This is a genomic window from Methylocystis rosea SV97 (assembly GCF_000372845.1).
Taxonomy (GTDB): Bacteria; Pseudomonadota; Alphaproteobacteria; order Rhizobiales; family Beijerinckiaceae; genus Methylocystis; species Methylocystis rosea.
On the sequence record NZ_KB889964.1, the window covers coordinates 37,513 to 61,565 of the forward strand.

At 59.1% G+C, this 24,053-nt stretch carries 18 protein-coding genes and 9 pseudogenes; 12 read left to right on the plus strand and 15 right to left on the minus strand.

Annotation, left to right across the window (positions count from 1 at the left end; genetic code table 11):
* Window positions 1–32 precede the first annotated feature (32 nt).
* Window positions 33–1,547: an ISL3 family transposase gene (locus A3OO_RS0119000; protein WP_156824953.1), complete on the minus strand. Its 1,515-nt coding sequence runs from the start codon at window positions 1,545–1,547 to the stop codon at window positions 33–35.
* A gap of 686 nt (window positions 1,548–2,233) precedes the next feature.
* Between A3OO_RS0119000 and A3OO_RS24615 the strand changes: the two genes are divergently transcribed.
* Entirely contained in the window at window positions 2,234–2,512 is a 279-nt protein-coding gene (locus tag A3OO_RS24615) for a DUF4167 domain-containing protein (protein WP_083909816.1), read from the plus strand.
* Window positions 2,513–2,706: 194 nt separating this feature from the next.
* Window positions 2,707–2,932, plus strand: a pseudogene (locus A3OO_RS23200) (transposase domain-containing protein); the annotation flags it as partial.
* An 8-nt stretch (window positions 2,933–2,940) separates the two neighbouring features.
* On the opposite strand, the pseudogene A3OO_RS0119015 reads toward A3OO_RS23200, so the two are convergent.
* The 4 genes and pseudogenes from A3OO_RS0119015 to A3OO_RS24620 all read right to left on the minus strand — a co-directional run.
* Window positions 2,941–3,237: pseudogene (locus A3OO_RS0119015) on the minus strand (class I fructose-bisphosphate aldolase); the annotation flags it as partial.
* A gap of 348 nt (window positions 3,238–3,585) precedes the next feature.
* Window positions 3,586–3,948, minus strand: a pseudogene (locus tag A3OO_RS0119020) (NAD-dependent formate dehydrogenase); the annotation flags it as partial.
* 48 nt (window positions 3,949–3,996) lie between these two features.
* A complete protein-coding gene (locus tag A3OO_RS0119025; protein ID WP_018409442.1) occupies window positions 3,997–4,176 on the minus strand; it encodes a hypothetical protein in 180 nt (59 codons plus the stop codon).
* A 667-nt stretch (window positions 4,177–4,843) separates the two neighbouring features.
* A complete protein-coding gene (locus tag A3OO_RS24620; RefSeq protein WP_280642664.1) occupies window positions 4,844–4,978 on the minus strand; it encodes a hypothetical protein in 135 nt (44 codons plus the stop codon).
* Here A3OO_RS24620 and A3OO_RS22190 point away from each other — a divergent pair.
* The 3 genes and pseudogenes from A3OO_RS22190 to istB all read left to right on the plus strand — a co-directional run.
* The gene (locus tag A3OO_RS22190; RefSeq protein WP_245257228.1) at window positions 4,977–5,528 is read left to right on the plus strand and encodes a hypothetical protein; all 552 of its coding nucleotides are present in this window, start codon (window positions 4,977–4,979) and stop codon (window positions 5,526–5,528) included. The two genes, A3OO_RS24620 and A3OO_RS22190, sit on opposite strands and share 2 nt — an antisense overlap.
* Window positions 5,529–5,575: 47 nt before the next feature.
* A pseudogene (locus A3OO_RS22725) lies at window positions 5,576–5,767 on the plus strand (IS21 family transposase); the annotation flags it as partial.
* A gap of 55 nt (window positions 5,768–5,822) precedes the next feature.
* A pseudogene (gene istB, locus A3OO_RS22195) lies at window positions 5,823–6,347 on the plus strand (IS21-like element helper ATPase IstB); the annotation flags it as partial.
* 121 nt (window positions 6,348–6,468) lie between these two features.
* Here istB and A3OO_RS22200 read toward each other — a convergent pair.
* The 4 genes and pseudogenes from A3OO_RS22200 to A3OO_RS24625 form a co-directional block, all read right to left on the minus strand.
* Window positions 6,469–6,756 (minus strand): annotated as a pseudogene (locus A3OO_RS22200) (transposase); the annotation flags it as partial.
* Between the two features lie 212 nt (window positions 6,757–6,968).
* Window positions 6,969–8,357 (minus strand): MBL fold metallo-hydrolase RNA specificity domain-containing protein, encoded by a 1,389-nt coding sequence (locus A3OO_RS0119045; protein WP_026223149.1) that lies wholly within the window; start codon window positions 8,355–8,357, stop codon window positions 6,969–6,971.
* A gap of 10 nt (window positions 8,358–8,367) precedes the next feature.
* Window positions 8,368–9,357, minus strand: a complete 990-nt coding sequence (locus A3OO_RS0119050) for an LOG family protein (protein WP_245257229.1) — start codon at window positions 9,355–9,357, stop codon at window positions 8,368–8,370.
* 74 nt (window positions 9,358–9,431) lie between these two features.
* A pseudogene (locus tag A3OO_RS24625) lies at window positions 9,432–11,782 on the minus strand (phosphoketolase family protein).
* A 1,172-nt stretch (window positions 11,783–12,954) separates the two neighbouring features.
* Between A3OO_RS24625 and A3OO_RS0119070 the strand changes: the two are divergent.
* Complete coding sequence (locus A3OO_RS0119070) at window positions 12,955–13,218, plus strand: DUF1488 family protein (protein ID WP_026223150.1); 264 nt, start codon at window positions 12,955–12,957, stop codon at window positions 13,216–13,218.
* Between the two features lie 311 nt (window positions 13,219–13,529).
* Here A3OO_RS0119070 and A3OO_RS0119075 read toward each other — a convergent pair whose 3' ends face one another.
* On the minus strand, window positions 13,530–14,084 hold the full coding sequence (locus A3OO_RS0119075; protein WP_040574122.1) for a group I truncated hemoglobin: 555 nt from the start codon (window positions 14,082–14,084) through the stop codon (window positions 13,530–13,532).
* Between the two features lie 589 nt (window positions 14,085–14,673).
* On the opposite strand from A3OO_RS0119075, the gene A3OO_RS0119080 reads away from it, so the two are divergent.
* The 3 genes and pseudogenes from A3OO_RS0119080 to A3OO_RS22210 all read left to right on the plus strand — a co-directional run bounded on the left by A3OO_RS0119080 (window position 14,674) and on the right by A3OO_RS22210 (window position 17,930).
* Window positions 14,674–15,873 (plus strand): NAD(P)/FAD-dependent oxidoreductase, encoded by a 1,200-nt coding sequence (locus A3OO_RS0119080; protein ID WP_018409454.1) that lies wholly within the window; start codon window positions 14,674–14,676, stop codon window positions 15,871–15,873.
* Between the two features lie 571 nt (window positions 15,874–16,444).
* Complete coding sequence (locus A3OO_RS0119090; protein ID WP_245257231.1) at window positions 16,445–16,921, plus strand: PA2169 family four-helix-bundle protein; 477 nt, start codon at window positions 16,445–16,447, stop codon at window positions 16,919–16,921.
* A gap of 296 nt (window positions 16,922–17,217) precedes the next feature.
* Window positions 17,218–17,930: pseudogene (locus A3OO_RS22210) on the plus strand (transglutaminase-like domain-containing protein).
* A gap of 379 nt (window positions 17,931–18,309) precedes the next feature.
* On the opposite strand, the gene A3OO_RS0119105 reads toward A3OO_RS22210, so the two are convergent.
* The 5 genes and pseudogenes from A3OO_RS0119105 to A3OO_RS0119120 all read right to left on the minus strand — a co-directional run bounded on the left by A3OO_RS0119105 (window position 18,310) and on the right by A3OO_RS0119120 (window position 21,866).
* A complete protein-coding gene (locus A3OO_RS0119105) occupies window positions 18,310–18,801 on the minus strand; it encodes a hypothetical protein (protein WP_018409459.1) in 492 nt (163 codons plus the stop codon).
* Between the two features lie 316 nt (window positions 18,802–19,117).
* Window positions 19,118–19,421 (minus strand): annotated as a pseudogene (locus tag A3OO_RS23205) (IS630 family transposase); the annotation flags it as partial.
* A gap of 247 nt (window positions 19,422–19,668) precedes the next feature.
* The gene (locus A3OO_RS0119110; protein WP_018409460.1) at window positions 19,669–19,932 is read right to left on the minus strand and encodes a hypothetical protein; all 264 of its coding nucleotides are present in this window, start codon (window positions 19,930–19,932) and stop codon (window positions 19,669–19,671) included.
* Between the two features lie 145 nt (window positions 19,933–20,077).
* The gene (scpB, locus tag A3OO_RS0119115) at window positions 20,078–20,833 is read right to left on the minus strand and encodes an SMC-Scp complex subunit ScpB (RefSeq protein WP_018409461.1); all 756 of its coding nucleotides are present in this window, start codon (window positions 20,831–20,833) and stop codon (window positions 20,078–20,080) included.
* A 16-nt stretch (window positions 20,834–20,849) separates the two neighbouring features.
* Complete coding sequence (locus A3OO_RS0119120) at window positions 20,850–21,866, minus strand: DUF1403 family protein (protein WP_026223153.1); 1,017 nt, start codon at window positions 21,864–21,866, stop codon at window positions 20,850–20,852.
* Between the two features lie 320 nt (window positions 21,867–22,186).
* Between A3OO_RS0119120 and A3OO_RS0119125 the strand changes: the two genes are divergently transcribed.
* The 3 genes from A3OO_RS0119125 to A3OO_RS0119135 all read left to right on the plus strand — a co-directional run bounded on the left by A3OO_RS0119125 (window position 22,187) and on the right by A3OO_RS0119135 (window position 24,040).
* Window positions 22,187–23,245: a tyrosine-type recombinase/integrase gene (locus A3OO_RS0119125; RefSeq protein WP_018409463.1), complete on the plus strand. Its 1,059-nt coding sequence runs from the start codon at window positions 22,187–22,189 to the stop codon at window positions 23,243–23,245.
* A 95-nt stretch (window positions 23,246–23,340) separates the two neighbouring features.
* Window positions 23,341–23,688, plus strand: coding sequence for a type II toxin-antitoxin system RelE/ParE family toxin (locus A3OO_RS0119130; protein WP_018409464.1), 348 nt, complete (start codon window positions 23,341–23,343; stop codon window positions 23,686–23,688).
* A gap of 4 nt (window positions 23,689–23,692) precedes the next feature.
* Window positions 23,693–24,040, plus strand: a complete 348-nt coding sequence (locus A3OO_RS0119135) for a helix-turn-helix domain-containing protein (RefSeq protein ID WP_018409465.1) — start codon at window positions 23,693–23,695, stop codon at window positions 24,038–24,040.
* Window positions 24,041–24,053 lie beyond the last annotated feature (13 nt).

Consider the following 24,053-nt stretch of genomic DNA (forward strand, 5'->3'; position numbering starts at 1 on the left):
GACGACTGATGTCTCTCCTCAAAATGCGGCGACTAGTTCTCCTGGGCGCGTGTCGATTTCAGGCGATTGATTTGTCCTTCCGTCTGGCCGTTGCTCCATGGCTCAGTGATCGCATTTCTCACCGCGTCGATGTCTCTCTGCGCCGTGCGCGCGAAACGTTGCATCGCGTACAAGCCCGACTTCTGTGCGTCTTTCAGCCAGGAGCCGAGTTTGCCGACGCTCTTGCTTTTGAGCATGCCCCTAAATCGCATGGCGAGTCGACGCATTGTTGCGAACTCTGGCCAATCCTTTTTCAGCGCATCGACTTTCGCAGCTTGATTGGCGGTCAACAATCCCTGCGGCTTGATATAGAGCGCCGCAGCCACAATTGGCGAAATCGAATGTCCAGTCGCGGGATCGACAGGTCGTGGATTCGGAACAGCCGATGTGGCCTTCAAATTCTCCGTCTTGCATTTCGGATTGCGCCATTTCGCCAAAAGTCGCTCAAGGTTTGAAAAACTCTCTGTGTAACCGCGCGCTTTGATTTCCTGGAAAAGGTGACGGCCGCGCACGCAACCTTCTAACCAGCGGCGTGATAGATAATCTTCGAAATGTCGCGGCGACGTCGTCTTTGGCGCCGAAGCGCTCCGTTCGGGGAGCGTATGGACTCGAATCCATTTGGCGATCGTTCGACGATCGAATCCCGTTTGTCGCACGATCTCACGGACATTTCTGCCTTCGTTCCAGAGCGCGCGAACGTGGTCGAAAACCGCTTGCCTTGAATGCTGGTTCGCTATTCTGGATAAGCGGCGGTGCTCGGCGCCACCGTGCTTATCTCTCACGCTGGCGACCTCTTCGCCGTCCGTCGGCAACAAAGGACGTGCGCAAAACCCGGGCGCGCGGCTGAGTTGGACCTGAATGGCCTCGCGCAGATTCTGCATAATGTGGATACGGTCGGCGATTTGCCGCGCCTGCGGCGCGCCTTCTTGCGCGCCTTGGGCGAACAAACCGCAGCGATCGCGGCTGATGATCTCGACGTCAGGACGTTGCCTGAGCCAATCAGCAGTCATGCCAGCGGCGCGTTCCGGAAAGAGATCGAGCACCTGCCGTCGCTCCAGGTCCACGATGATGGTCCCGTATGTGAAGCCCTTGCGCCATGACCAGTCATCGACACCGACAACCCGCGTTTTCCCCTCGGAGCTGCGCTCCTTTACCCGTCGTTTGACACAGCGCAGGATCGTATCATCGCTTCTCGGCATCCCCATTCGCTTGATCAAGCGCTCTCCGGGACGCCCGCCGACGCCATGGCCGAAAAGGTAAACGACTTCGGCCGCTCGATCGGTTCGTCGCGCTCGAGAAGCCGCCACCTCGGGCAGTTGCGTCGCAAATGTTCTACGCTCGCAGGCTTCGTTTCGACACCGCCAGCGCTGGAGACGGAGCTTTACGGGTACAGAGGCGCCTTGCGCCGGCAAATCTTGTAGATGGCGCTCATGCCAGCCATGCCGGCGTGTTGATTGCGCGCCGACCAGCGGCGGCGCACGCAGATCAGTTTTCGCGACAACGTCCATCGCGCTCTTGCGACGACTGCCAGAAAGAAGCACATGCAATCCTTTTTCGAAGCGGTTATCTCGCTCGCGATTGCCCGAGCAGAGTTTCAATAGTGAATCAGACGCTTCAGCGAATTAACGCCAACACACTGTTTCGGAAAGCTCGTCGAGCGCAAGCGCATATCATTCGACGTCTGAACTTCAGCTAGGAATTATAGCCTTTAGCGTTTACGTTGCAGAGAGTGGCGGCGTACATATTTCCGATATCGAGAAACGCAAACAGAGAGAACGCTGATTCTCGGGAGGTTTGACCAAGACATGCGCAGCCTCTGGGAAAGACCAACCACTTTACCCACGTCCAACTGCGCATCCGAGCGGCACAACACAGCCGTGGGCGGGCGGCATGAAGAATCAGCGGTGACGCGAACCATTGAACAAGCCATTAGAAAATGCCTCGTTTGCCGATCGTCGTTTCTGAGCGCCTGGGCGGGTGAGCGCGTCTGCCGGCGGTGCAAAGACACTGCCGCGTGGCGGAGCGGTGCTATCAAATGACCGCGCAAACGCCCCAATGAATCTTCATGGATCTGATCGTAGGCCTGAGAGCCGCATCCTGGATCTAAGGCGATCGACCGGGGCAATATCGACATTCGTATGCCGGGCCACTGATAATTCGCAGATCAACGACCGCAACGGACTTAGGAGTAGTCATGCAAAACGGCACGCATAGAGGTCCTAAAATTCGTGGACACGGTTCGGCGGTCGGACCATTCTCGGGTCGATCCGAAGCGTCAGATCAGAAGCGAGGCAGACCCGCAGGCATTCGGTTTATCGACGCCAAAGGAAGCTATGAACGCTATTTGGCGCTCGCGCGCGTCGCCAGATCGACCGGCGATGCAACCGAAATCGAGAACTATTTGCAGCACGCAGATCATTACTTCAGGCTGCTGAGGGAACAGGTAGGCCGACGCCGTAGCTTCTCGAGTTGATGAGCGATCAGAGCGGGAGCAGCCGGCCAGGGACATAGAATCCTTTGGTCCCGCAGATGCTCTACTGTAGGGGGCTGAGCGCGAAATTTAGAATCACGGCGACGACCTTATTGCCACGGGAGCGACTTACTTTCCGCCCACGCGCAATCGGCTAATCCATCAGTTGGCACGTCGATAACGGATGTCTCGAAATGTCGAACAACGCCGCCGAACGCGCAATCAGACCGCTTACTTTGGGCAGAAAGAATTAGCTATTTGCCGGCTCCGACGACGGCGGACGTCGCGCGGCGATCATGTATACGCTGATCGAAACGGCGCTTCAACGACATCGATCCGGAAGCCTGGCTTGCGGATGTCATCGCCCACATCGCCGATCACCCGATCAATAGAATCGACGATCTCCTTCCCTGGAAGTGGAAGCCTCATGCGACCTTGATGCCTGGAATGGCGCCGGCCGCCTCGATGTATTTCACGACTGGCGTCCCGTCGCTGGCGGTCTGTCTAATGGTCTCATCGAAGAGGATGACGCCAGAAATATATCGATTCATTGCCTCTTCGGCGCGGAACAGGAATTGGCGGTAATCGCGCCGCGTCACCTGGGTAGAGTCGACGCCGATTGCCGCGAACCTTTTCGCGATCGTTCCGGCGCTCTCGTCCGCGGCGAGAATGCCTTTCCCCGGTGCTACCATGGCTCTCGCGGTCCGAACGAGCACGTCCTTGTTCATAATCCTTCTCCTCTGAGCCACCCCGGTCGCAACTACGTTAGAGATGCATCCTTGGGCGCTTTCCTATTCCGCTTGCCGACGCGTACGCGCCTTTTTGTTGGAGATACGAATTGAACAGACGCTGACATGAATGATGAACGCTCCCAACTGACGCCGGCCGCCGCCGCGCTTCTTGCCGAGACTGACAGTTCAATGAACTCCGCCCGCATCAAGGAAAATAGTGCTTCGGAAAAAACGCCAATGCAAACCTTTATTAATGCGCTGCCTTTGGCGCCGCCGCTTGAACCACCAACGGGGCCCGCGGCGGGTGAATGGCCGCATTATGAGGCCGGACACACGAAAGCGCCTCGCGGTTACGATGAGCCTGAGCTTGGGCGCCTTCGCAATCCGCTCGCGTGTCATATAAGCCGGCCAAAAAGGCTGCGAAATAACAATGTCGGCGTCAGGAAGCTCTTGGTCGAGTATGCTGTCCGCGCCGTCCTTGCTGGATGTCACTACTAGGCGATGACCGTTCGACTCTAGGAATTTGCGTAGTCCTAGTTCGCCGGAAACGCTGCCAAGGAGCGTACCCGGCTTGAAATCGATTGCTTTTGGGGAGGGCAGCGTTTGTCCGTCGGGATAGCATTTGGGCTGAGCCACGTCATCGCGCGCATAGGCTTTCGGATAACCGTCGACCGGATCGTCGTACAGCACGCATACGATCTTGGCCATGTTCCGCTCCTCTCTCGCTGGGATGCAGGGCGTTATGCTTTCGTGGCTCTACCCATCAGCAGCGCCAAGCGCGAACTGGCCTCGCTCATGGATACGCGCTAGCGCCGCCTCACCAGCCTCATCATAGTTATCGACGTAGATAGCGCAGATCGTTTCATAGGCGATGCGTTCGGGATTATCTGTCGATTTCACCGAAGACGATATCCAGCGAGCGACGACAGCCGACATGTCTACCAGCCGACAATGCGATCGAGAGCGGCAGTCGCCCCCATCCGCCCGGCATTGCCCTGCCTGCACTATAACGCTTTGGTCCGTCACTCGGCGGCGTTCCGAAATCGATCCCGTCTTTCAGACGGCGCAGTTCCGACCACATTCGCCCGCCCCGATTGTCAGGCCAACTGGTGATCGCTCACAATTAGACCGGGCTCGTCAGGCCGTAATGGCGATGGGGATTTGCGTAAGTATGGGTGCGCCACGATTAGGTGAGACATGCGATGTGCTAATTCGAAAACCGCAACCGGGGTTAAAAATGTCGAAAGACGGAAGGGCTTAACGCTGCAATGAGACGCTCGCGAAGGACGCGCCCAAAGAGATACGCAGGAGATATCGCTCCTTTCAGGCAAATTGCGAATTTTTTCAGCGTGCGGCGCCGCATTCATGTCAACCGGGGGCCGTCCGGCAGGCATTCCTCAGCGAATCGCTCATGGGCCGTTCGACTGGAACCCCAGAGAATCGTGGGCCCTCGTCACTATTCGCCTGCAACGGTGCAACAGCTTGGCTGTAGGTGGCGCCGCGATTGCATCCGATGGCGCGAGGGCGTCGCTTGCGACGTCACCCGGCCCAAAGAAGGGCCCCCCAGCATTGCCGCTGTCCTGAACGTCTGCCTTGCAGGCGTTCAGGCAGCGGCTTTTTTCGTTTCTGGGGCGCGCGCAGGCGAGATGCAGATGAGGTTGGCTATGAAGAGAGCACAGTCCCAGCGATCGATGCGCCAGCGGCCGCGTTCGCGCGGTGTAGAAGCAATGGCTGTCATGGCCGCGCTCCTTGCGACGAACGCGACGGCCGCGCCCCGCAAGAACGCGCCGTCCGAGGCGACTGCGATACAAGTTCAAGCGCCGCCGCCATCACTCGCGGCGCCTGCGCCGCCAGTTCCGCCTCCTGCTCCGCCGCCGGCGCCCATGGGGGTGTTCGGCGCCGATATGCCGGCCGCCGGCAAACTCGTTCTCTCCATTACGCCGGTGTTCGCTAATCTGTCGGGCATCAAAATGGGAACCCGCACGGTCTCCAACGAATATATCGTCACGACAGTGCCGTTCTTTCTCAATCCCAGACAAACCGTGCGCATTATTCCGCAAAACATCGCGGTCGCGACGCAAATTGCCGGACTGAGCTACGGCGTCACGAAAGATTTCGCCGTTATCCTCACTGCCGGCATGATCGAGAAAAATCTCAACGCGCTAACCTTCAAGGGCGCGTCCGGCATTTTGCCGCTCGGCAGGAGTTTGCCTGGAACGACGAGCCTTGCCGACGTCACGTTGTCGGGCGTCTATCGCATCTATCAGGACGACGTCCACCGCATCTAGCTCTCTCTTGGCGTCTCCTTGCCCGCCGGCAGCTACACGGCCACCTTCATCTACGTCTCTGTCACAGCCGGATGTTTATCGCCCGAGCCTATCCGCGCGAGACGCAGGAGATGGTTTTCGACGCGCATGAGCGCGCCTTCGCCTTCTTCAAGGGCGCCTGCGCACGTGGCGTCTATGACAATATGAAAACGGCGGTGGAAACGATCTTCATCGGCAAGGAGAAGCGCTCGCGAACGAGACCAACCTGGTTCTCAACCTGACCCTTCTCCCAGCCGGATGCCGGCGTGCAGGCCACAGGAGATCGACGACTTCGCCTTTCAAGGACACGCCGATCAACGAAGGGCTGGTGCGCGACCTCGCTAACGGCGCCTTCATCACCCAGCAGCTAACGTCGTGCTGGTCGGCGGAACCGGCACGGGCAAAACACATCTCGCGATCGCCATCGCCCGAAGCTGCATTCGCGCCGGCGCGCGCGGGCGCTTCTACACTACCGTCGATCTGGTCAATCGCCTTGAAGCGGAAGCCCGCGCCGGGCGGCAGGGACGGCTCGCCGATTATCTGACCCGCCTCGACGTCGTCATCCTCGACGAACTCGGCTATCTGCCCTTCGCCCAGGCCGGCGGCCAATTGCTGTTCCATCTGGTAAGCCGGCTCTACGAGCGCACCTCGATCATCGTCACGACCAACCTCGCCTTCGGCGAATGGCCGAGCGTCTTCGGCGATCCGAAAATGACGACCGCGCTGCTCGATCGGCTGACCCACCACTGCGACATCGTCGAGACCGGCAACGAGAGTTGGCGCTTCAAGAACCGCCTCTGATCACGCCGCCGCGCGCATCGTAACTCCAGTCGGGCTACGCCCTCCTTCCCGTCACGACGCGCGCAACAAGGGGTCAATTTTGGACGCCGATATGGGGTCAATTTTGCGAACCGATTGACACCTTGAGTTTCGAGAAGGCCATCTCGATCGGATTAAAGTCCGGACTGTAAGGCGGGAGATAAAGCAACGTCGCGCCGGCCGTCTCGATTGCCTTGCGCACGCCGGCGCCTTTGTGGCTGCCGAGATTGTCCATAATAACGATGCCGCCCGGCGCGAGCGTGGGAACGAGGACCTGATCGACATAGGCCTGGAACCAGAGGCCGTTGATCGGTCCGTCGAGGACCATCGGCGCCGTTAAGCCCGTGCGGCGCAGACCGGCGACGAAGGTTGTCGTTTTCCAATGTCCATGCAGCCGCCCACAATACCTTCAACGTTCAGCGCCATCTCATTCCAGCAAGAACGCACCGAGCTTTTCGAGGATCAGCCATGCAGACTTGGCGCGAAGTCGTCACTGCTGGGTGATTTCAGCTGCGGATTCCGACGAAGCCGTATTTAATTTTCAACAACTTGACAAAGCCGGACAAACGCATACCGCCGTCCCGGCATGCGGGCAGACGCCGCCTACAACTCGAACACTTGATTTGGTTCCGGCAGATCGATTTGGGTGTTGCCGAGATGTGTTGCGAAGCTTCGCATCGATTCTTCTTCGCCGTGAACGAGGAACGTCCGCTTCGCACCCGTTTGCTTTTGCCAAGCCAACAACTCAGCCTGATCCGCATGGGCCGAGAAACCGTTGATCGTATAGATGCGAGCTCGCACAGCGATTTTCTCGCCAAAAAGGTTAATCTCCTTCGCTCCATCGATGATGCGGCGCGCCAGAGTGCCGTTCGCGGCATATCCCACAAAAACGATGCTCGATTCCGGACGCCACAGGTTGTGCTTGAGATGCTGCCGCACGCGGCCACCGGTACACATGCCCGAACCGGCCATGATTATGGCGCCAGTTTGGATCTTGTTCAGCGCGACGGACTCGGCGCTTTCGCGTGTGAAGTGCAATCCGGCAAAATGAAACGGATCATGCCCCTCTCGAATGAGCGTCGCGATTTCCGGCTGCAAGCCCTCCAAATGACGCTGCATGATTTCTGTAGCGGAGATCGCCATGGGAGAGTCGACAAAAACCTGCGTCGATTTCATCAGTCGACCATGGCTGATGCCCTGGCTAATGAAATAAAGCAGTTCCTGCGCTCGTTCCAATGCGAAGGTAGGGACGACGACATTTCCACCGCGCCTGAAGGTATCCGTCACGGCGTCATAAAATTCCTCGACGGACGGTCCCAAGGGCTTGTGCAACCGGTCGCCATATGTGGTTTCCATCACCACGTTGGCTACGGTTGGTGGCTTCGTAGGATCGCACAGCAAAGGGCCGCCATAATTGCCAAGGTCCCCGGAGAATAGCACGGTGGATTGTTGCGAACCTTCTGTCAGCTGCAGATAAATGCTGGCCGAACCAAGGATGTGGCCAGCGTTGATGAACGTGCCGCGCACGTCAGCAGCGACTTCGATCTGCTCATCGTAAACCGCCGTCCGTCCGAAATGCTCGAAAGAGTTCAAAGCATCGAGGACCGAATAGAGCGGCGCTATGCGCTGATCCGTTGAACCGCGTCGCGCGGCAATACGTGCTCGGTAACGCGCATCTTCTTCCTGCAGATGAGCTGCATCGAGGAGCACCAAGCGTGCCAACTCCCGCGACGGCGCCGTCGTGATGATCTCACCGTGAAATCCTTTTTTGTGCAGCAGCGGCAGCCGGCCGCAATGATCAAGATGGGCATGGGTCAGCAAGACATAGTCGATGCTGGTAGGATCGAAACCGAACGGTTGCGAATTCTCCTCGTCCAGTTCACGGCCGCCTTGGTAAAGTCCGCAGTCGATCAGGATACGCTTGCCGGCACACTCGACCATGTGACACGAGCCGGTGACGCCGCGGTCGGCGCCATGGAATGATAATCTCATGGGAGGCTCCTTAGCTCTGTGATGAGCTGTTTCTTTCACGCACGTGCAACGGCTCACCGCTGACATCGTGCCAATGCAATATGCCATTCCAGATCTCGTCGGCTGCTTCAGCAAACCAGAATAATTCGCGATCTTCCTGATCTATGACGCCTTCGTCGACCAGGAAATCCAGATTCACAGCTTGGCGCCAGTAGCTTTCGCCCACCAAGACGACCGGAATAGGCTTGATCTTGCGTGTTTGTACGAGCGTCAGCACCTCGAACAGTTCGTCGGGGGTGCCATACCCCCCGGGAAAGGCGACCAGCGCCTTTGCACGCAAGAGGAAATGGAGCTTGCGCATAGCGAAATAATGAAAGTTGAAGCAAAGATCGGGCGTGATGTAGGGGTTTGGATATTGCTCATGTGGGAGGCTGATGTTGAGGCCGACTGATTTGGCTCCGACGTCGAAGGCGCCACGATTGGCGGCCTCCATGATTCCGGGTCCGCCGCCGGTCACGACGACTCTCAGCTGCCGATTGGGAGCTTGGTGAGTCGCGCTCACGCGACGGCCGAGTTCGCGGGCAACTTCGTAATATTGGCTCTTGGCGAGGATTCGCTCGGCAATCGACAGGCGTCGCGCCAAGTCCTCGTTGCCGATATCCGCCGCCAAGGCTGCCTTTAACGCATCCACTTTACATTGCGCGGCAGCGGGTTCGCATATCCGCGTACTTCCGAAAATCACGATCGTGTGGTGAATGTGGTGCTCTTCAAACAGCAGCTCGGGCTTGAAATAGTCGATCTGTAGCCGGACGCCCCGCATACTGTCCCGCGCCAAGAAATCGAGGTCGGCGTCGGCCCGGCGATAACTGGGGCTTTCGAAAATTGCTTGGACGCGCGCGGGAGCGTGCGGATCTTCTTCCGAGGGCTTCGGGCACTCCCCGGGAAGCGGCTCACGTCGATTCACGGGGTGCGCAGGCTTTGGGATCCGCAGCTTGTTAGGGTCTAGCTGCTTTGCTTTCACCGTTGGGCACTCCCACATATTGAGACACTCGACGATGGCATAGGACCCTTATCAAGGCCGTCCAGAAATGCGGCTTATGAGGTCCATCGCCAGTTTTTCACCTCGGGCATATCCTCGCCATGTTCGGCGACGTAAAGCTTGTGACGCTCCATCGTGCTCCAGTAACGGTCTGTCGCTGTCTGTCTTTCGCGGCGGAGCCTTGGGATCCGGCTGATGGCGTCGAGCGCAAGCTGGTAACGGTCGAGGTTATTCAATACGACCATGTCGAAGGGAGTTGTCGTGGCGCCTTCCTCCTTATACCCACGCACATGAAAATTGTCATGGTTGTGCCGGCGATATGTTAGCGAGTGAATTATGGGCGGATAGCCATGAAAGGCAAAGATCACCGGCTTGTCGCGCGTGAACAGCGCGTCGAAATCCTCATCCACCAACCCATGCGGGTGTTCCGTCTGTGACTCCAAAGTCATGAGGTCGACCACGTTCACGACGCGGATTCGAATGTCTGGAACGTAGTTCCGCAAGAGGGTTACGGCTGCGAGAGTTTCGAGCGTGGGAACATCACCCGCGCAGGCCATGACCACGTCGGGGTCATCCGCATCGTTACTCGCCCAGCGCCAAATGCCGGCCCCCGCCGTGCAATGGCGAACGGCGGATTCACAGTCGGACTGGCCACTCGGGCTGTTTACCGGCAATGATCAAGTTGACGTAGTTCCGGCTGCGAAGACAGTGATCGACAACCGAGAGCAGGCAGTTCGCGTCGGGCGGTAGATAGATGCGCACGACGTCGGACTTTTTGCTCGCGACATGATCGATGAAACCCGGATCTTGGTGGGAGAAGCCGTTGTGATCCTGCCGCCAGACATGCGACGTGAGCAAATAATTCAGGGATGCGATTGGCTTCCGCCACGGGATTGCATTGGTCGTCTTCAGCCATTTCGCATGCTGGTTGAACATTGAGTCGATGACATGGATGAATGCCTCGTAGCACGAAAAAAGCCCGTGGCGGCCGGTGAGCAAGTAGCCTTCGAGCCAGCCTTGGCAGAGGTGCTCACTCAGGACTTCCATGACGCGGCCATTGATGCTGAGGTCGACGTCAACATCTTCAAGGCGGGCCATCCACGCCTTTCCGCTGGCCTCATAGACCGCATCGAGACCATTCGAGGCGGTTTCATCAGGACCGAATAGACGGAAATTCTGGTTGGCGAGGTTCAGCTTCATCACGTCCCGCAAAAACATTCCGAGCACGCGGGTGGACTCAGCTTCGACGCTACCCGGCGCTGAAACGCGCAGAGCGTAATCGTGGAAATTGGGCATCGCCAGGGGCGTCAGAAGCTCCCCGCCATTGGCGTGTGGATTCATCCCCATACGATGGTGGCCAGTCGGCGCAAGCGCGGCAAATTCGTCGCGGAATCTGCCGTTCTCGTCGAACAATTCATGCGGTCTGTAGCTGTTCATCCAATCTTCGAGCTGCCTGATATGCTCGAGATTATTGAAGTCCGCGAGCGGCACTTGATGGGCGCGCCATGTTCCCTCCACCGGCTTGCCGTCCACGAACTTTGGCCCGGTCCAACCTTTTGGGGTGCGGAATACGACCATGGGCCAACATGGCCGCTCCACAGTGTTTGGAGAGGAACGCCCCACACTCTGGATCTTGTGAATCTCCATTAGGACCTTATCAAGCGTGCCGGCTAGACATTGATGCACCACGTCCGGGACGTCGCCTTCCACGAAATATGGTTCATAGCCGTATCCGCGGATCAGGTCGGTCAATTCCTGGTGGCTGATACGAGCGAGCACAGTAGGATTGGCGATCTTGAACCCATTGAGATGAAGGATAGGAAGAACCGCACCGTCACGCGCAGGATTCAAAAACTTGTTGGAGTGCCAACTCGCGGCAAGCGCGCCGGTCTCCGCTTCACCGTCTCCGATCATGCAGGCCACGACCAGATCGGGATTGTCGAATGCCGCGCCATATGCATGGACCAGGCAATAACCCCGCCCCCTTCATGGATCGATCCGGGTATTTCCGGGGCGACATGGCTCGGGATGCCATAAGGCCAGGAGAACTGCCGAACAGCCGTTGCAAGCCGTTTCGGCTACGCTCAATATTCGGAAAGCGCTCTGTGTAGGACCCTTCGAGATAGCTATGCGCTACCAGACCCGGACCACCATGGCCGGGGCCGATGACATAAATCATGTTCAGATCATGTTTTTTGATCAGCCGGTTCAGGTGTACATAAATGAAATTGAGCCCGGGGGTGGTGCCCCAGTGCCCAAGTAGACGAGGTTTGATGTGTTCGAGCTTGAGAGGGGTTTCGAGCAGTGGATTGTCCTGCAGATAAATCTGCCCCACCGTGAGGTAATTTGCGGCACGCCAATATGCGTCCATTTTTTTCAACAGATCAGGCGATAAAGCATCAGGCATTGCAGGCACCCTTTGGAGGCTCGTTCACGCGCCCTGTCCCCACCCCTGAAGTTATAAGCCGATCTGCCGGCGGGTGCGTCGGGATTGCCGAAGGACGGGACGTAGCTCTGCGTTTCCGTCAACGCACCCGCGATCATCGCGCCACAGCAAAATAACCCTTAATCAGCGGGCGCGATCCAAACATGACAATGCCCTCTTGAGGCTAACCCTCCCCTTCGGCCTGTTAGTGCCTTGATGGACTCAGGGCTAGCCCCACTCCCACTTTCGTCTCCAAGCGCAATTCCTCATGGATCGCCTTGTGGCGGAAGCTCGACGATGCCTCTTTTGCGAGCGCAATGAAAAAGCGCGAGCGTCGTTCGAAAATTTATGTCGGGTCGGACTTAGCTGCGCAGCATTACGTTCCTACTCAGAATTTAATAGGCGGCCCACGCCGGAGGGATACGTTTTCGCGTATGATCCTTGTATTCTATCGATGACTGCCTAAGTATAATATATCAAGTTTCGGCCGAACCAATTTGCAATTGTGCTGTGCCAGTTTGAGGTAGTGACGCTGATCGCGACCGGGGATGTACCAGCGGCGGGAGGAGGAGACAGGTTCTGTCTTCGCGCGAGAGCGCTTGTCGGGAAGTCGATTTGATCAGCACTCTGGCAAAATAACGCGGATGGACGTGGCTTTCGCGGCTCTCCCATTCCGGCCTGTCGGCGCTTTAATGCAGAGACGACTTCGTAATCCACATCGTGGCCAAATACGGAACCGAAGCGGGCAAGCTTAACGCGATGTCGATGGCCTGTTGAAGGGCCACCGTTCTCACGCGAGTCTGCATGATCATCGGTTAATCAGCGTGCGAGACAGAACGTGGAAAGTTCGTCCGCTCATATGAAGGAAAATGTACATGAACGCGCTCACCGCTATTCTCTCGATCTTCGCCACCGCCGCCGCTATCACACTGGCGATCACCGCCTACGTCAACGCGTAAAAGTTCGCCCGCCGAGGTCCGAAGAAGTATTTCGATCCTCGGTTCGTCGCCGGTCGGTGACGGACGCAGTTCCGCGCTCAACCGCGGGAGGTCGGAAAGCGGATTTTTTTGGATGGCGACCTCGGCCATTTCAAATGCGAGGCAACGCCCATTCGCAATAGGCATGGACGTATTGCCGCAGCGGAGGACCTAGCCATGGCGCTTACATTTCCAAATCAAAGCCGTTTCTATGATACGACACGGCGTGCCATTCGATTTTGGGGCTATGACAGCGCAATGGAAGCTTCGTTTTTTGTGGGCGAAGACGCATTGATAAGAATTCAGCCGGATAGTCGGATCGATCAGGCTGGGTTTCTCAGAGCCTTCGATTTAAACCGCGACCTGATTCACGCAGCCGCGATAAAAGGCTACGGGCGCGGTAAGAAAGGGTCATACGACCTTATACCCGCTGACTTCTGATTTGCTTCAACCAGTATCCGCTGAATACCCGCTAGGACTTCTTTGCTTTAACCTTATTCGCGCAACAAGCTGCGACTTCCAACCCGGTCAAAAAATGCTTACCGCTCATGATGGTTCGGCGTCCATTTGAGGAATCCCGGTTAAGATCGCGGTAGATGCGGACATTACGAAGCTGCGTGGATCCGGATCGAGCTTGTCAGGTCGCAGCTCGACAAGGGCGACAGTTTATGGTCACGCGTCTTGAGGTGGGGGAATTATTTAAGGATCAGGGAAGTGAGCTCTCAGCCTTTGTGACATTTTTCGCTGTGCGCTTAGCGACCACTACCGTAGCCCGCGGTGACCTCGTCTTTGTGGGCGGCGAAGGCTGCCAGGACTTCGCCCTTCTCCTTCTTCGGGACCTTGAAGAAGTCGAGGGTCCGTCCGAGTTCCGCTGCGACCTCATCAAATTCTGCTGGGGAGATCCGGAGGTCCCGGTGGGCCTCCTCAAGACCGAGCGGTGTCGTGCCGGGCTTGGTGGCCGTGAACTGGTAGGGGCCACCCGACACGTTGCAAACCCACAGCGTCCGCATGAACTTGAGTCCGGGCAGCCGTCCGAGGTTCTTGGTGTGCCATTCCCGCAGCTGCGGATTCTTGGACTTCTGGCCGACGATGGGATTCTTCACGACGGCGTCGCTGAAGTGATCCACCACAGCCGCGATGGCGAAGACGCCGCCCAGCCGCTCATACAAACTTTTCTCAGGCGTGGATTGCTTGGCCTGCGCGTACGCGTTATCCGCCCCCATAGATACAGCGACCGGGGCTGCGGCCAGCGCAAGCGCTGCGACCACGCTTCGTCTGGTGACAGAGGTCGAAACAGCCTGTTTCATGATCAATTTCCTTGCCTATACAGGACAATGAGGCAACGCGCCTCAGACAAAGAAAGTTCCTCGAAGCTCGGCACTATCTCCAAACGTCCACACAGGGACTAAAGAGCGTTCCAACGGCGATCGCATACGCCTCCAAGGCACGGGGGGACCAAGCGTTAGATTTCGACCCCTAGGAGTGCGGTTGTTACACGACGCTTCGCGCGTCTACGCGTCCGTGACGCCGGTGATTATTGGGCATCCTTGGGCCGACGGGGAAACCGAACCAGAAAGATTAAGAGTCTATCGCGGCATCACTGGCGAAGAGGCCAATCGACGGAGAGAACTCGCGGACCTTCGACCGCTACGCCGAGTATGCCGCGTTCAAGACTGGGATGGCGGTCGTCGATCCCGCACAGCGTTTTTGTTGTTCAGCCGGGCATTTATCGCACCGACGAGTGGGCGTCCCACCTCAATTCAGGATAAGGTTGTGCAAGCTGATGTTCCGCGATCCAGGTCTGTGAGACCAATGAACTCACTCTGCTCGCTCTGGTCAGAGACAGCGCCGATTGGTCCCGAGCTTCACCCATTCGAGCCGGGATCATCTGCGGACGTGATCGTCGTCGGCGGCGGCATCACGGGGCTTTCCGCGGCATTGCACATTGCGGAGCAAGGCGGTCAAAGCGTATCGGTCCTTGAGGCCGAAACGCCAGGGTGGGGCACCTCCGGTCAAGCAGGCGGACAGGTCATTGCAGGACTCCACGCCGCACCTGACGACCTGAGTGCGACCTTTGGCGATGAGATGGGCGAGCGGATGCTGTCCTTCGTCGGAAAAGCGCCTGATCTCGTGTTCCAGCTGATCGAGCGCTATCGCATTGACTGTAATCCCGTCCGGAAGGGCTGGATCCAGACGAATCGGTCAGTTCGGGGCGTTCGGGCCCTACAACGCGACGCATTGATGTGGGCCAAACGCGGCGCTCCCGTCGAGATGCTGGATCGCGCGCAAATAGCCCGGCTCGTTGGAACTCAGGTCTACGCCGGCGGCTGGCTGGATCGACGAAATGGGACGGTTCAGCCCCTTGCCTACACGCGCGGACTTGCCAAAGCCGCGATCGAGGCAGGCGCGAAGATTCATGGCAATATCCGCGTTCAAAAGCTGACAAGGGAAGGTGGGCGATGGCGGGTGACGACCAATGCCGGCCACCTGATGGGCTCGGTGGTCTTGATCGCGACCAACGCCTTCACGGACGGCCTTGTTTCCCGACTGCGGCGATCCGTTTTGCGCGTTCATGGCGTGCAAATCGCCACTGCGCCGCTACCTGACAGGGTGCGCGCGACCATTCTGCCACAGGGCCAGTCATGCGCCGACAATCACATCCTGAGCGTGCGCTACTTCCGAGTCGAGCCGGACAACCGTTTGGTCATCGGCGGTCCGGGGTGGTTGACGCCGCCGCGTAACGCCCGTGCTTTGAGCTTTCAGATACTTGAACGCTCTACGCGGCGCATGTTTCCACAAATCGCCAATATCCCGTTCGATTATCACTGGTACGGTCGCGGGGCGATGACCGCCGACCTGCTGCCCCACCTCCACGAGCCTCAGCCCGGCATCGTCGCGGCTCTCGGTTACAACGGTCGCGGCATTGCCGCAGGCACAGCGCTTGGCGCTCTACTGGCGCGCCGCGCGCTGGGAGAGCCTGCACGGGATCTGCCCTTCCCCGTAACTGCTCTTTCGGCGCTTCCCTTTAACACGGCGCCGGCCGCGCGCTATTACCTATCCATAGCGGCGGACCGACTCCGCCATCTCTTTGATTGAGAACTAATCGCCCGATTGCGGCCCACACCCTCTTACGCCGATGAACCCGCCAGTCGGACGCTTTCAATGAAGATCGGCGATCGCCGGAGGGAAGCTGTGGGGCGGGAGACTGCCAAAATCCGCCTCCATCCGAACGTTTGCGTCGAGCCGCTCCACCGATACAATAGCCGGCAGGTCGCTCGCCAATTGCCTTTTCGTCCCATACCCCCAAAGAATGACTCGACGGCGCCGCCGTTGATCAGATGCTCAACCCATTCGCGCCATGCAATCATCCACTGATCGAATTGTCCCTGACCACATTTTTGCCAAAGCGGCCATCCTGAAACGGCGAAGCGCGGCTATGACAATGACCGTGAGGACGATGACGAACGCGAGGACGATAACGAAGGCGATCCGGACAGTGACGACGAACCTGACCACGAGCTTCCACACGACTTCATGGGAGCGGGTGTTGCAATGACTGGCGCAGCCGACAAGTCGGACCGAGCGCGGTCTTCTTTCGGACTCGGCGTTCTTTTATGTAATCGCGAGTCGTATCAAATCAGCTCGGAACATTTCGCCGGCCGGCGAGTTGAGGAGTTACAATCACAAACATATCACGGAGGAAAGAATGGGCTCGCAAGCACTGACTACGCTCAAGAACTTGGCAGAGGTGAGTCGCGACGGCGAGAAGGGTTTTGTCGCCGCAGCTGAGGGCGTTAAAGATGAGAGTTTGAAAAACACATTTCAGCGCGCTGCAGCGCGTTGCGCTTTGGGAGCGCGCGAACTTGACGACGAAATCGTTAGGCTCGGCGGCATGCCAAGTGACGCTGGGTCCGTTTCGGGCGCGATGCATCGCGCATGGACCAACTTGAAAGCGGCCATTACGGGCGGGGACGAAGCGGCGGTTCTGTCGGAATGCGAGCGTGGCGAAGACGCCGCTAAAGCGGCGTATGAGAAAGCCCTGAAGGAGGATTTGCCTGCTGACGTCGCGACGATTGTTAAGCGGCAATATCAGGGCGTGCGGGAAAATCACGACCTTATCAAACAGCTGCGCGACGCGGCCTAGCCTTCTCAGCGTCTTGGTTTGCGGCAACACTCATTTTCGTCCCTCCGCCGGCTTTCCTGACCGGCAATCACCCATTCTTGCCCGGTCAGAAATGGCCGGGCTTTTTTTGCGGGGGAATATGATGCCCGCCCGCGACGATTGCGACGGCTCCGCTTGCTCGGGCAGAGGAGGCGTTCCCCATCAAGATGGGCGCCGGCTACGAAATCTCCTATAACTGCCCGCAGCCGACTCCCATGATTATTCTGACGCTGAGTGTCCATTGATCACGCATCGCTGATGTGCTGACCGTAGATCGTATGCGCTTCGATCCGCCCGTCCCCACCAACACCTATCACGACAGTTTCGGAAATTTCTGCCATGTCATCCGCGCCCCTGCGGGCCGGCTCACAATGTCCTCAGATTTTCTTATTCAGGACGACGGGAGGCCCGATCCAATCGCCGCGGAGGCCGAGCAGCATGCGCTCGAAAACCTGCCGGTGGAGGTTCTGATCTATCTGCTCGGCAGCCGCTACTGCGAGACCGATCGCGTCTCGGATTTGGCATGGGCGCTTTTCGGTCAGGTTCCGAGGGGTTGGCCGCTGGCGCGGGCGATCTGTGACTATGTCCACGATCGCCTCGCGTTCGATACCAGCATGCGAGCCCGACAAGAACAGCGTGGGACGCGAATACAAAGCAACGCGGCGTGTGCCGCGACTTTGCCCATCTCGCGGTCGCACTACGTCGCTGCATGAACATTCCGGCGCGTTACTGCACCGGCTATCTTGGGGACACCGGGGTGCCGCCGGACGATGCGGCGATGGATTTCAGCGCCTGGTTCGAAGTCTATCTCGGCGGCCCCTGGCACACGTTCGACGCCCGCCACAACACGCCGCGAATCGGGCGCATCCTGATTGCGCTAGGACGAGATGCGACCGACGTCGCGATGGTGACCTCATTTGGCCCGTGCGCGCTCGCGAGCTTCAGGGTGATCACCGAGGAGATCACTGCGGCCACGCCGGTGATTAGGTGACAGCTTTCGAGCTTCCGCGGTAAGGATCAGCGCCCCATCACCGTATCTCTTCGAACGGTTGGGCGGCTATCTTCGAAGAAGTCTGCTAGCGGGACCCACCTGTCGCCGGGCCTCTTCGAGGCATTTTTCAACCTGATACACGGCGACCGGCTCGATCAATGTCGCATCATCGTCGCCGAAGTCGGAGCGATCCACCCGCGGGAGACAATCCATTCCTGCAATACGTCCTCGGCGGGGGTGCGCAACAGTGCGACGGGGTCATCGTCGCCCGTCATCCAGACGCGCATCACGCCAATCGAGGATGACCGGCATGCCATCGTGAAAGCGGGATGCGGCCATCGAGATCTGATGGACTCGATGACCCCTTCGCGCAGCGTGCTTACGTGCCCAGGATCTTCGAGATCTCGCCGAGCGTGGCCTTCTCGGCGTCGCTTACCTTCACACCGCCAAAGCCGAGAAAGCCGCCTTCGGTGCCGGCCTCAGCCACGGTTTTGGAAATCTGCGCCAACCAGCCATTGAAAGCCTTGGCTTCGCCAGGCGCCTTCTGGTTGACAAGCGCCGCCGTCTCCTTCAGCGCCTCCAGCGCTCTGCCCTTGATCTCGTCGAGCTTAGCGCCCTGCACGATGCTGCGGATCCCTTCGCGCGCGTCGGTGCGGCCAGAGGGCGTAAGAATTTCCTCGGCGATCGCCTTCACGAGCTCGCCGCTCGCGCCGGTCTTGGCTTCGGCCAATTGCTTGGCGTTGGCGAAAGATTCCTGCAGCGTCCCGACGAAGCTCGATGGATCGGCAGCGGTCACAGCGAAGCCGGCGAGCAGCGGCGCCTGCACGAGCTTCTTCCATTCGACCGGCGAAAAATCGTTCTTGCTGACCATTTGTTTCTCTCCCTTATCTGACTAGTTTCCTACTGCTGATTGTTTGGCGATGTGAGCGTCCGAAGTTCTTTCAGGCGTAGAGCCAATATGGTTTTGTGTGGCAAAATGTCGGTTCCACACTCCAAAGATAGGCGTCAAACTATAATTGACGAGGTGTAAGCGCGCCGTGGGTCACGCATTGCCCGAAGGCGACACCCTTAATGTGCGCAGCGTAAGCCGCCGCCGCCACACGTCGGGCGTAGATTGCACCAACGCTGACGGCCGCTTCTCGCCATCGGCTGCATCGAGAGTCGGCAGGCATACTAGTCACGTGAATCTAAAGTTCGCCGCATAATGTCTGCTCTGTTTTCTGGCAGAAGCGTTTGACGGACGCGAGGATTTCGTCTGCGGATTTGGTCCATCGATATGGCTTGGGATTTTCATTGTGCCGCTCGATGAAGGCGCGGATATCCGCTTCGAGCTGGTTCGTTGACGTGTGGACGCCGCGACGGATTTGCTTGCGAGTGAGTTCGGCGAACCAGCGTTCGACCTGATTGATCCACGACGCCGATGTTGGCGTAAGTGCACAGGTAGTGGGGCCGTCTCACCAGCCAGTTTTTGATCACAGCGGTTTTATGAGTGGTTCGCGCGGCCGTCCTCAACGGCGACTTGAACAAACGTTTGGCTTGACAGCCCCCAGAGCCGACGCATCGGCATCACTTAAGCCTGGATGTTCGAGCCCACCCCGCCATTGCTGAAAGCCGCATGAAACCCAGTTAATTCATCGGTCCCCCTTCCATCATCTCGGTGCCCCCCGCGCGCAACGCGGGAATAATCGGGCTGATGCACGACCGCATCCTTGCAGTGAAACACCAAATGATAAGAAGCTTACGTGATCTGATAGATGTAATTGGGTGTGATGCCGTGTTTGCGCGCGATTTCCGCAACGGGAATGCCACGCTTTCTCTCGGCCAACACAGTCTTTCGGAAAGCGACCAGCTCCCTGCCTTTTCTGCGAGCGTTCTTGCGTGGTCTTGTTGTTGAGGCAGCGATTTTGGCGCGCTTCTTTGGCACCGTCGCTTTCGCGAGGATTTTTTCGGCAATCGATACGATCTTGCGAAGTTCAGCAATTTCATGAGGAGACAAAGACATTCAACTCTCTCTCGATTACAGGCGCATAGGCGATCTTGTCTTGTTTAGCACATTGGAGACCGGCGCTACAAAACTGGGGTCACTGCCCGTCGATTTCAGTTTCAACCAGCAACCTCTTCGCAGGCTTCCCAGGCACACCTTACCCCTAATCGTCTTCGAGTTCGTCCGCGCCTTCAACCGCATCCTCGTCTCCGATTCCGAACACGCCGTCGAGCTCAATTTCAACCGCGGGGCGCTGCAGCAGTCCGGCGTCTTCGAGCTTTTCGATATCGGGCAGATCGCGCAGGCTCGCGAAGCCGAACACCTCCAGGAATCGCTTCGTCGTTACGTAGGCGTAAGGCGCGCCGGGCATTGGCGCGCGCGGTCCAGCGGCAATGAGGTCAAGCTCTCTCAGCCGACCGATGACGTCGCGGCTGATTTCTCGCCCCGCGAACTGCGAGAGTTCCGCGCGCGTCGCCGGCTGCAGATAGGCGATCGCCGTCACGGTGAGGAGTTCGGTTGGCGTCAGTTGCGGGGGGCCGACGTCTCGCGCGCCGCTACCAAGCAGGCGAATGGCGTGGGCGTAACGCGCCTTGGTGCGCAATTGATAGCCGCCGGCGACATGAACGAGGTCATAGGGCCTGGCGCGCAAGTCGTCGCGGATGTCAGAAATCAGATCATCAAAATTGCAGTCGCGCCCGACCAGTTTGGCCAGCGCCTCGCGCGTCACCGGCGCGGGCGAGGCGAAGATCGCCGCCTCGACGCGACCCATCCATTCGCGCCAGCGCATCGCCTGCGGCAAATCGAAGAGATCGGCGTCGAATAATGGCTCGGGGTCCCGCGGCGCCGCACGACGACTTGTCGGCGCGCGCGCTTCTTGCGCCGACGTTGCTTCTCGTCGAACCGCCTTCATCGACCGCATGTCGACGTCCCTCTCTTTACAATCCGTAGAGTCGAAAATTTGCCCGGCCGGTAAGTTCCCGAACGGCGCCAAGCGCGACCAGTCGATCGAACAAACGCCGCGCGGCGCGATCGGAAAGACCCGCCGCCTTCGCCGCGCGCGGCGCTGAAACGCAGTCGTCGGCAAGCAGCAGATCGACGACATGCGCCGCTCTTTTGGCGCGCAATCTTGGCGCGACGTGCAACAGTGTTTCGGAACGACGCGATAACTCACCCGCCAACGCATAAGTCTCTTGCGAAGCGCGCGCCATAGCGCGCGCGATGCTCGACGTCCAATCTGGATCACTCGGATGGGGTCGTCGATTGAGCGCAGTACGCGAGCAACGATGCGTGATCACCGTCGCCAACAGCGGCAGCGGCGCCGCCCAGCCGAGACGTCGCGCTAACACTAGATCGGCGAGCCACAAGGCGAGAATTTCGGCGTCTATTGGGGACGCATCGTCGTCGAGGATATGCAGCGTGTCAGCGCTCACACGCGCCGCTGCGTTGAGCGGATTCTCAACCTTTGAAAGCGTCTGAACGAGAGCGGCAAGAGCCATGCAATCGATGTCTGGCGGCAGGTCGAGACACTCGGCGCCGGCGCGAATAAAGCGCGCGTCGAACCGAGCTGAGCGTGTTGCGAACAGACGCCACACGCGATGCAGACGCGCGCCCGGCGTCGGCGCCGCGTCAAAGCCGGCGAGATGCTCGGCGTCGCGTAACGCCGGCTCGTCTTCCCGCAACCGCGCGATCCGTGCGCAGGCGGCCGCGGCGCGCAAAGCGAGGCGCTGACGCAGGGCGCCCGCAAAAACGGGTTCCGCGCCCCCTTCCCCGAAGTTCTCGCCGGCGCGCGAAACATCGGCGCCGGAACGCATAATCTGGTCGAGCCGCGCGAGACTGGCGCCGGCGACAAAAGCGGCGTCGGCCGCGGCGTTGGGGCCGCCAACGGGCGGCGTTCGGAGCCGCGCCCAAGACGGAAACGGCTGGATTTCTTTGGGAATTCTCGCATCTGTCAAGCGTGCGCAGCCTCTTGATGCGCGCCGTTTGCGCGCCCCAGTCGACGACGACTGCGCGTCAAAAACGGCGACCGAATCGATTTCCAGCATCTCAAATCGTAACCGATTGCGGCGCTTTGTCACCAATTTTTGCGCCACATCCGCCGCGCTTGTCGTCTCTTCTCCATGTCCGATAATGTGGACTTATCGGACATGATTCGAAAGGCCCGGAGTTCCGGGCGCGCGAGTCCGAAATCGGGCTAGACGAGCGTTGCGAGGCGTCGGATTTTTGACCTCGAAATGACGGGCGGGCCCCCGACAAGCGCCAAAATAAGGATGCGATGACCAAGATCGACGACGATCTCGAAAGCGGCGGCGCACCACTCGCTGAGCGGCCTTCGGCGCCCCATCTCGCCGCGCTTTCCGAAAAGGCCCGCGATTACGCCCGCAACGCCCGCTCCGACAATACGAGGCGCGCCTATGACGCCGATTGGCGGCAATTCGCCGCCTGGCTGCGCCGCCAGGGGCTCGATCCCCTGCCCCCGGAGCCGCAAACCGTCGGCCTCTATCTCACCGCCTGCATGGAGGGAGTTCTGGGCCGGGAGCCGGTTTCAGTCGCTACTTTAGAACGTCGGCTCGCCGGCATTTGTTGGCATTACCGCCAGTGCGGCGCGCCGCTCGACACAAGCGACCGGCATATCGCCACCGTGCTCGCCGGCATTCGCCGCGCCCATAGCCGACCCCCTCTCCAAAAAGAAGCGATCTTCGCCGATGAACTGCTGGCGATGCTCAGCGTCCTCGAGATGGATCTGCGCGGGATACGCGACCGCGCCATTTTGGCGATCGGTTTTTCCGGCGGCCTGCGTCGCTCCGAGATCGTCGGCCTCGATTGCGGCCCGGATCAGACCGAAGATGGCGCCGGCTGGGTTGAGATTTTTCCGCCTGCCGGGCCTGGCAATGAAGGCGGCGCGGTGCTGCAGATTTCGGGGAAGACCGGCTGGCGCGAGGTCGAAATCGGCCGCGGCTCCCGCCCGGAAACCTGTCCCGTCGCGCTGCTCGAGACCTGGATGCGTCTCGGCCGGATCAGTCACGGGCCGCTGTTTCGGCCGATTGCGCGCAAGAACGGCGGCGTTTCCTCTGAGCGATTGACCGACAAACATGTCGCCCGTTTGGTCCAGAAAACCGCCCTCGCCGCCGGCATTCGCGGCGATTTGACCGAAGGCGAACGACGGCTCGCCTTCGGCGGCCATTCCTTGCGCGCCGGCCTCGCCTCCTCGGCGCAGATCGAAGAGGCGCATGTGCAAAAACATCTCGGTCACGCCAGCGCCGAAATGACCCGGCGCTACCAAAGGAAACGTGACCGATTTAGGGTTAACCTGACCAAGGCGGCCGGGTTGTAACCGACGGCGTTCCCATCGGCCTTCACTGCGCGCGCCTGATATAGACCGCTGCGGCGACCTCTGGTATTAATACCCCTTTGGGGTATATTGCGCCGATGAAAAGCGCGTCACTTATCACCGTTGTCGAGACGGTGCCCTATCTGGCCGACGCGGTCCAGCTGATGGACGAAGCTGGAAGGATCGAAGTGGTCAACACGATCGCTGCCGATCCTCAAGCAGGAGACGTGATCCCCGGCACAGGCGGCCTGCGAAAAGTTCGCATTCCGCTGAAAGGCCGAGGAAAGAGAGGCGGAGCGCGGCTCATCACCTTCTTTCACGACGCAGACATGCCGGTGTTTCTCATCGCGGTCTACGCCAAGAATGTGCAAGGCGATCTCGACACCAGGCAACGCAAGGCGGCGACAGCGCTCACCACGGCAATTCGCGCTCAGTTCGGGAGGTAGCGGTATGGACGGCAAGGATTTCGGTAAGCTGATCGCGGGCCTCGAAGATGCTCTGGCCTACGCAAAGGGACGTAAAAGCCCCGGCGCGCGCGCGCATCGCGTCAAGGTCGATCGCTCGTTCATCGCGGAAACCCGCCTTAAGGCGGGTCTGACGCAGGAAGAATTCGCAAAGGTCACCGGCGCCTCTCTGGGGACCGTACGCAAATGGGAACGCGGCGAACGTTCGCCGTCCGGCGCCGCCGGCATGTTGGTGCGCATTCTCGCACGTGATCCGGCCCTGGTGATCAAGGAGGCGGGTCTTGCAAAGACCGTCACCCGCCGGCGCTCGAGCCGGTCCGACAAAGCCGCATGACCCAACTTTCCAG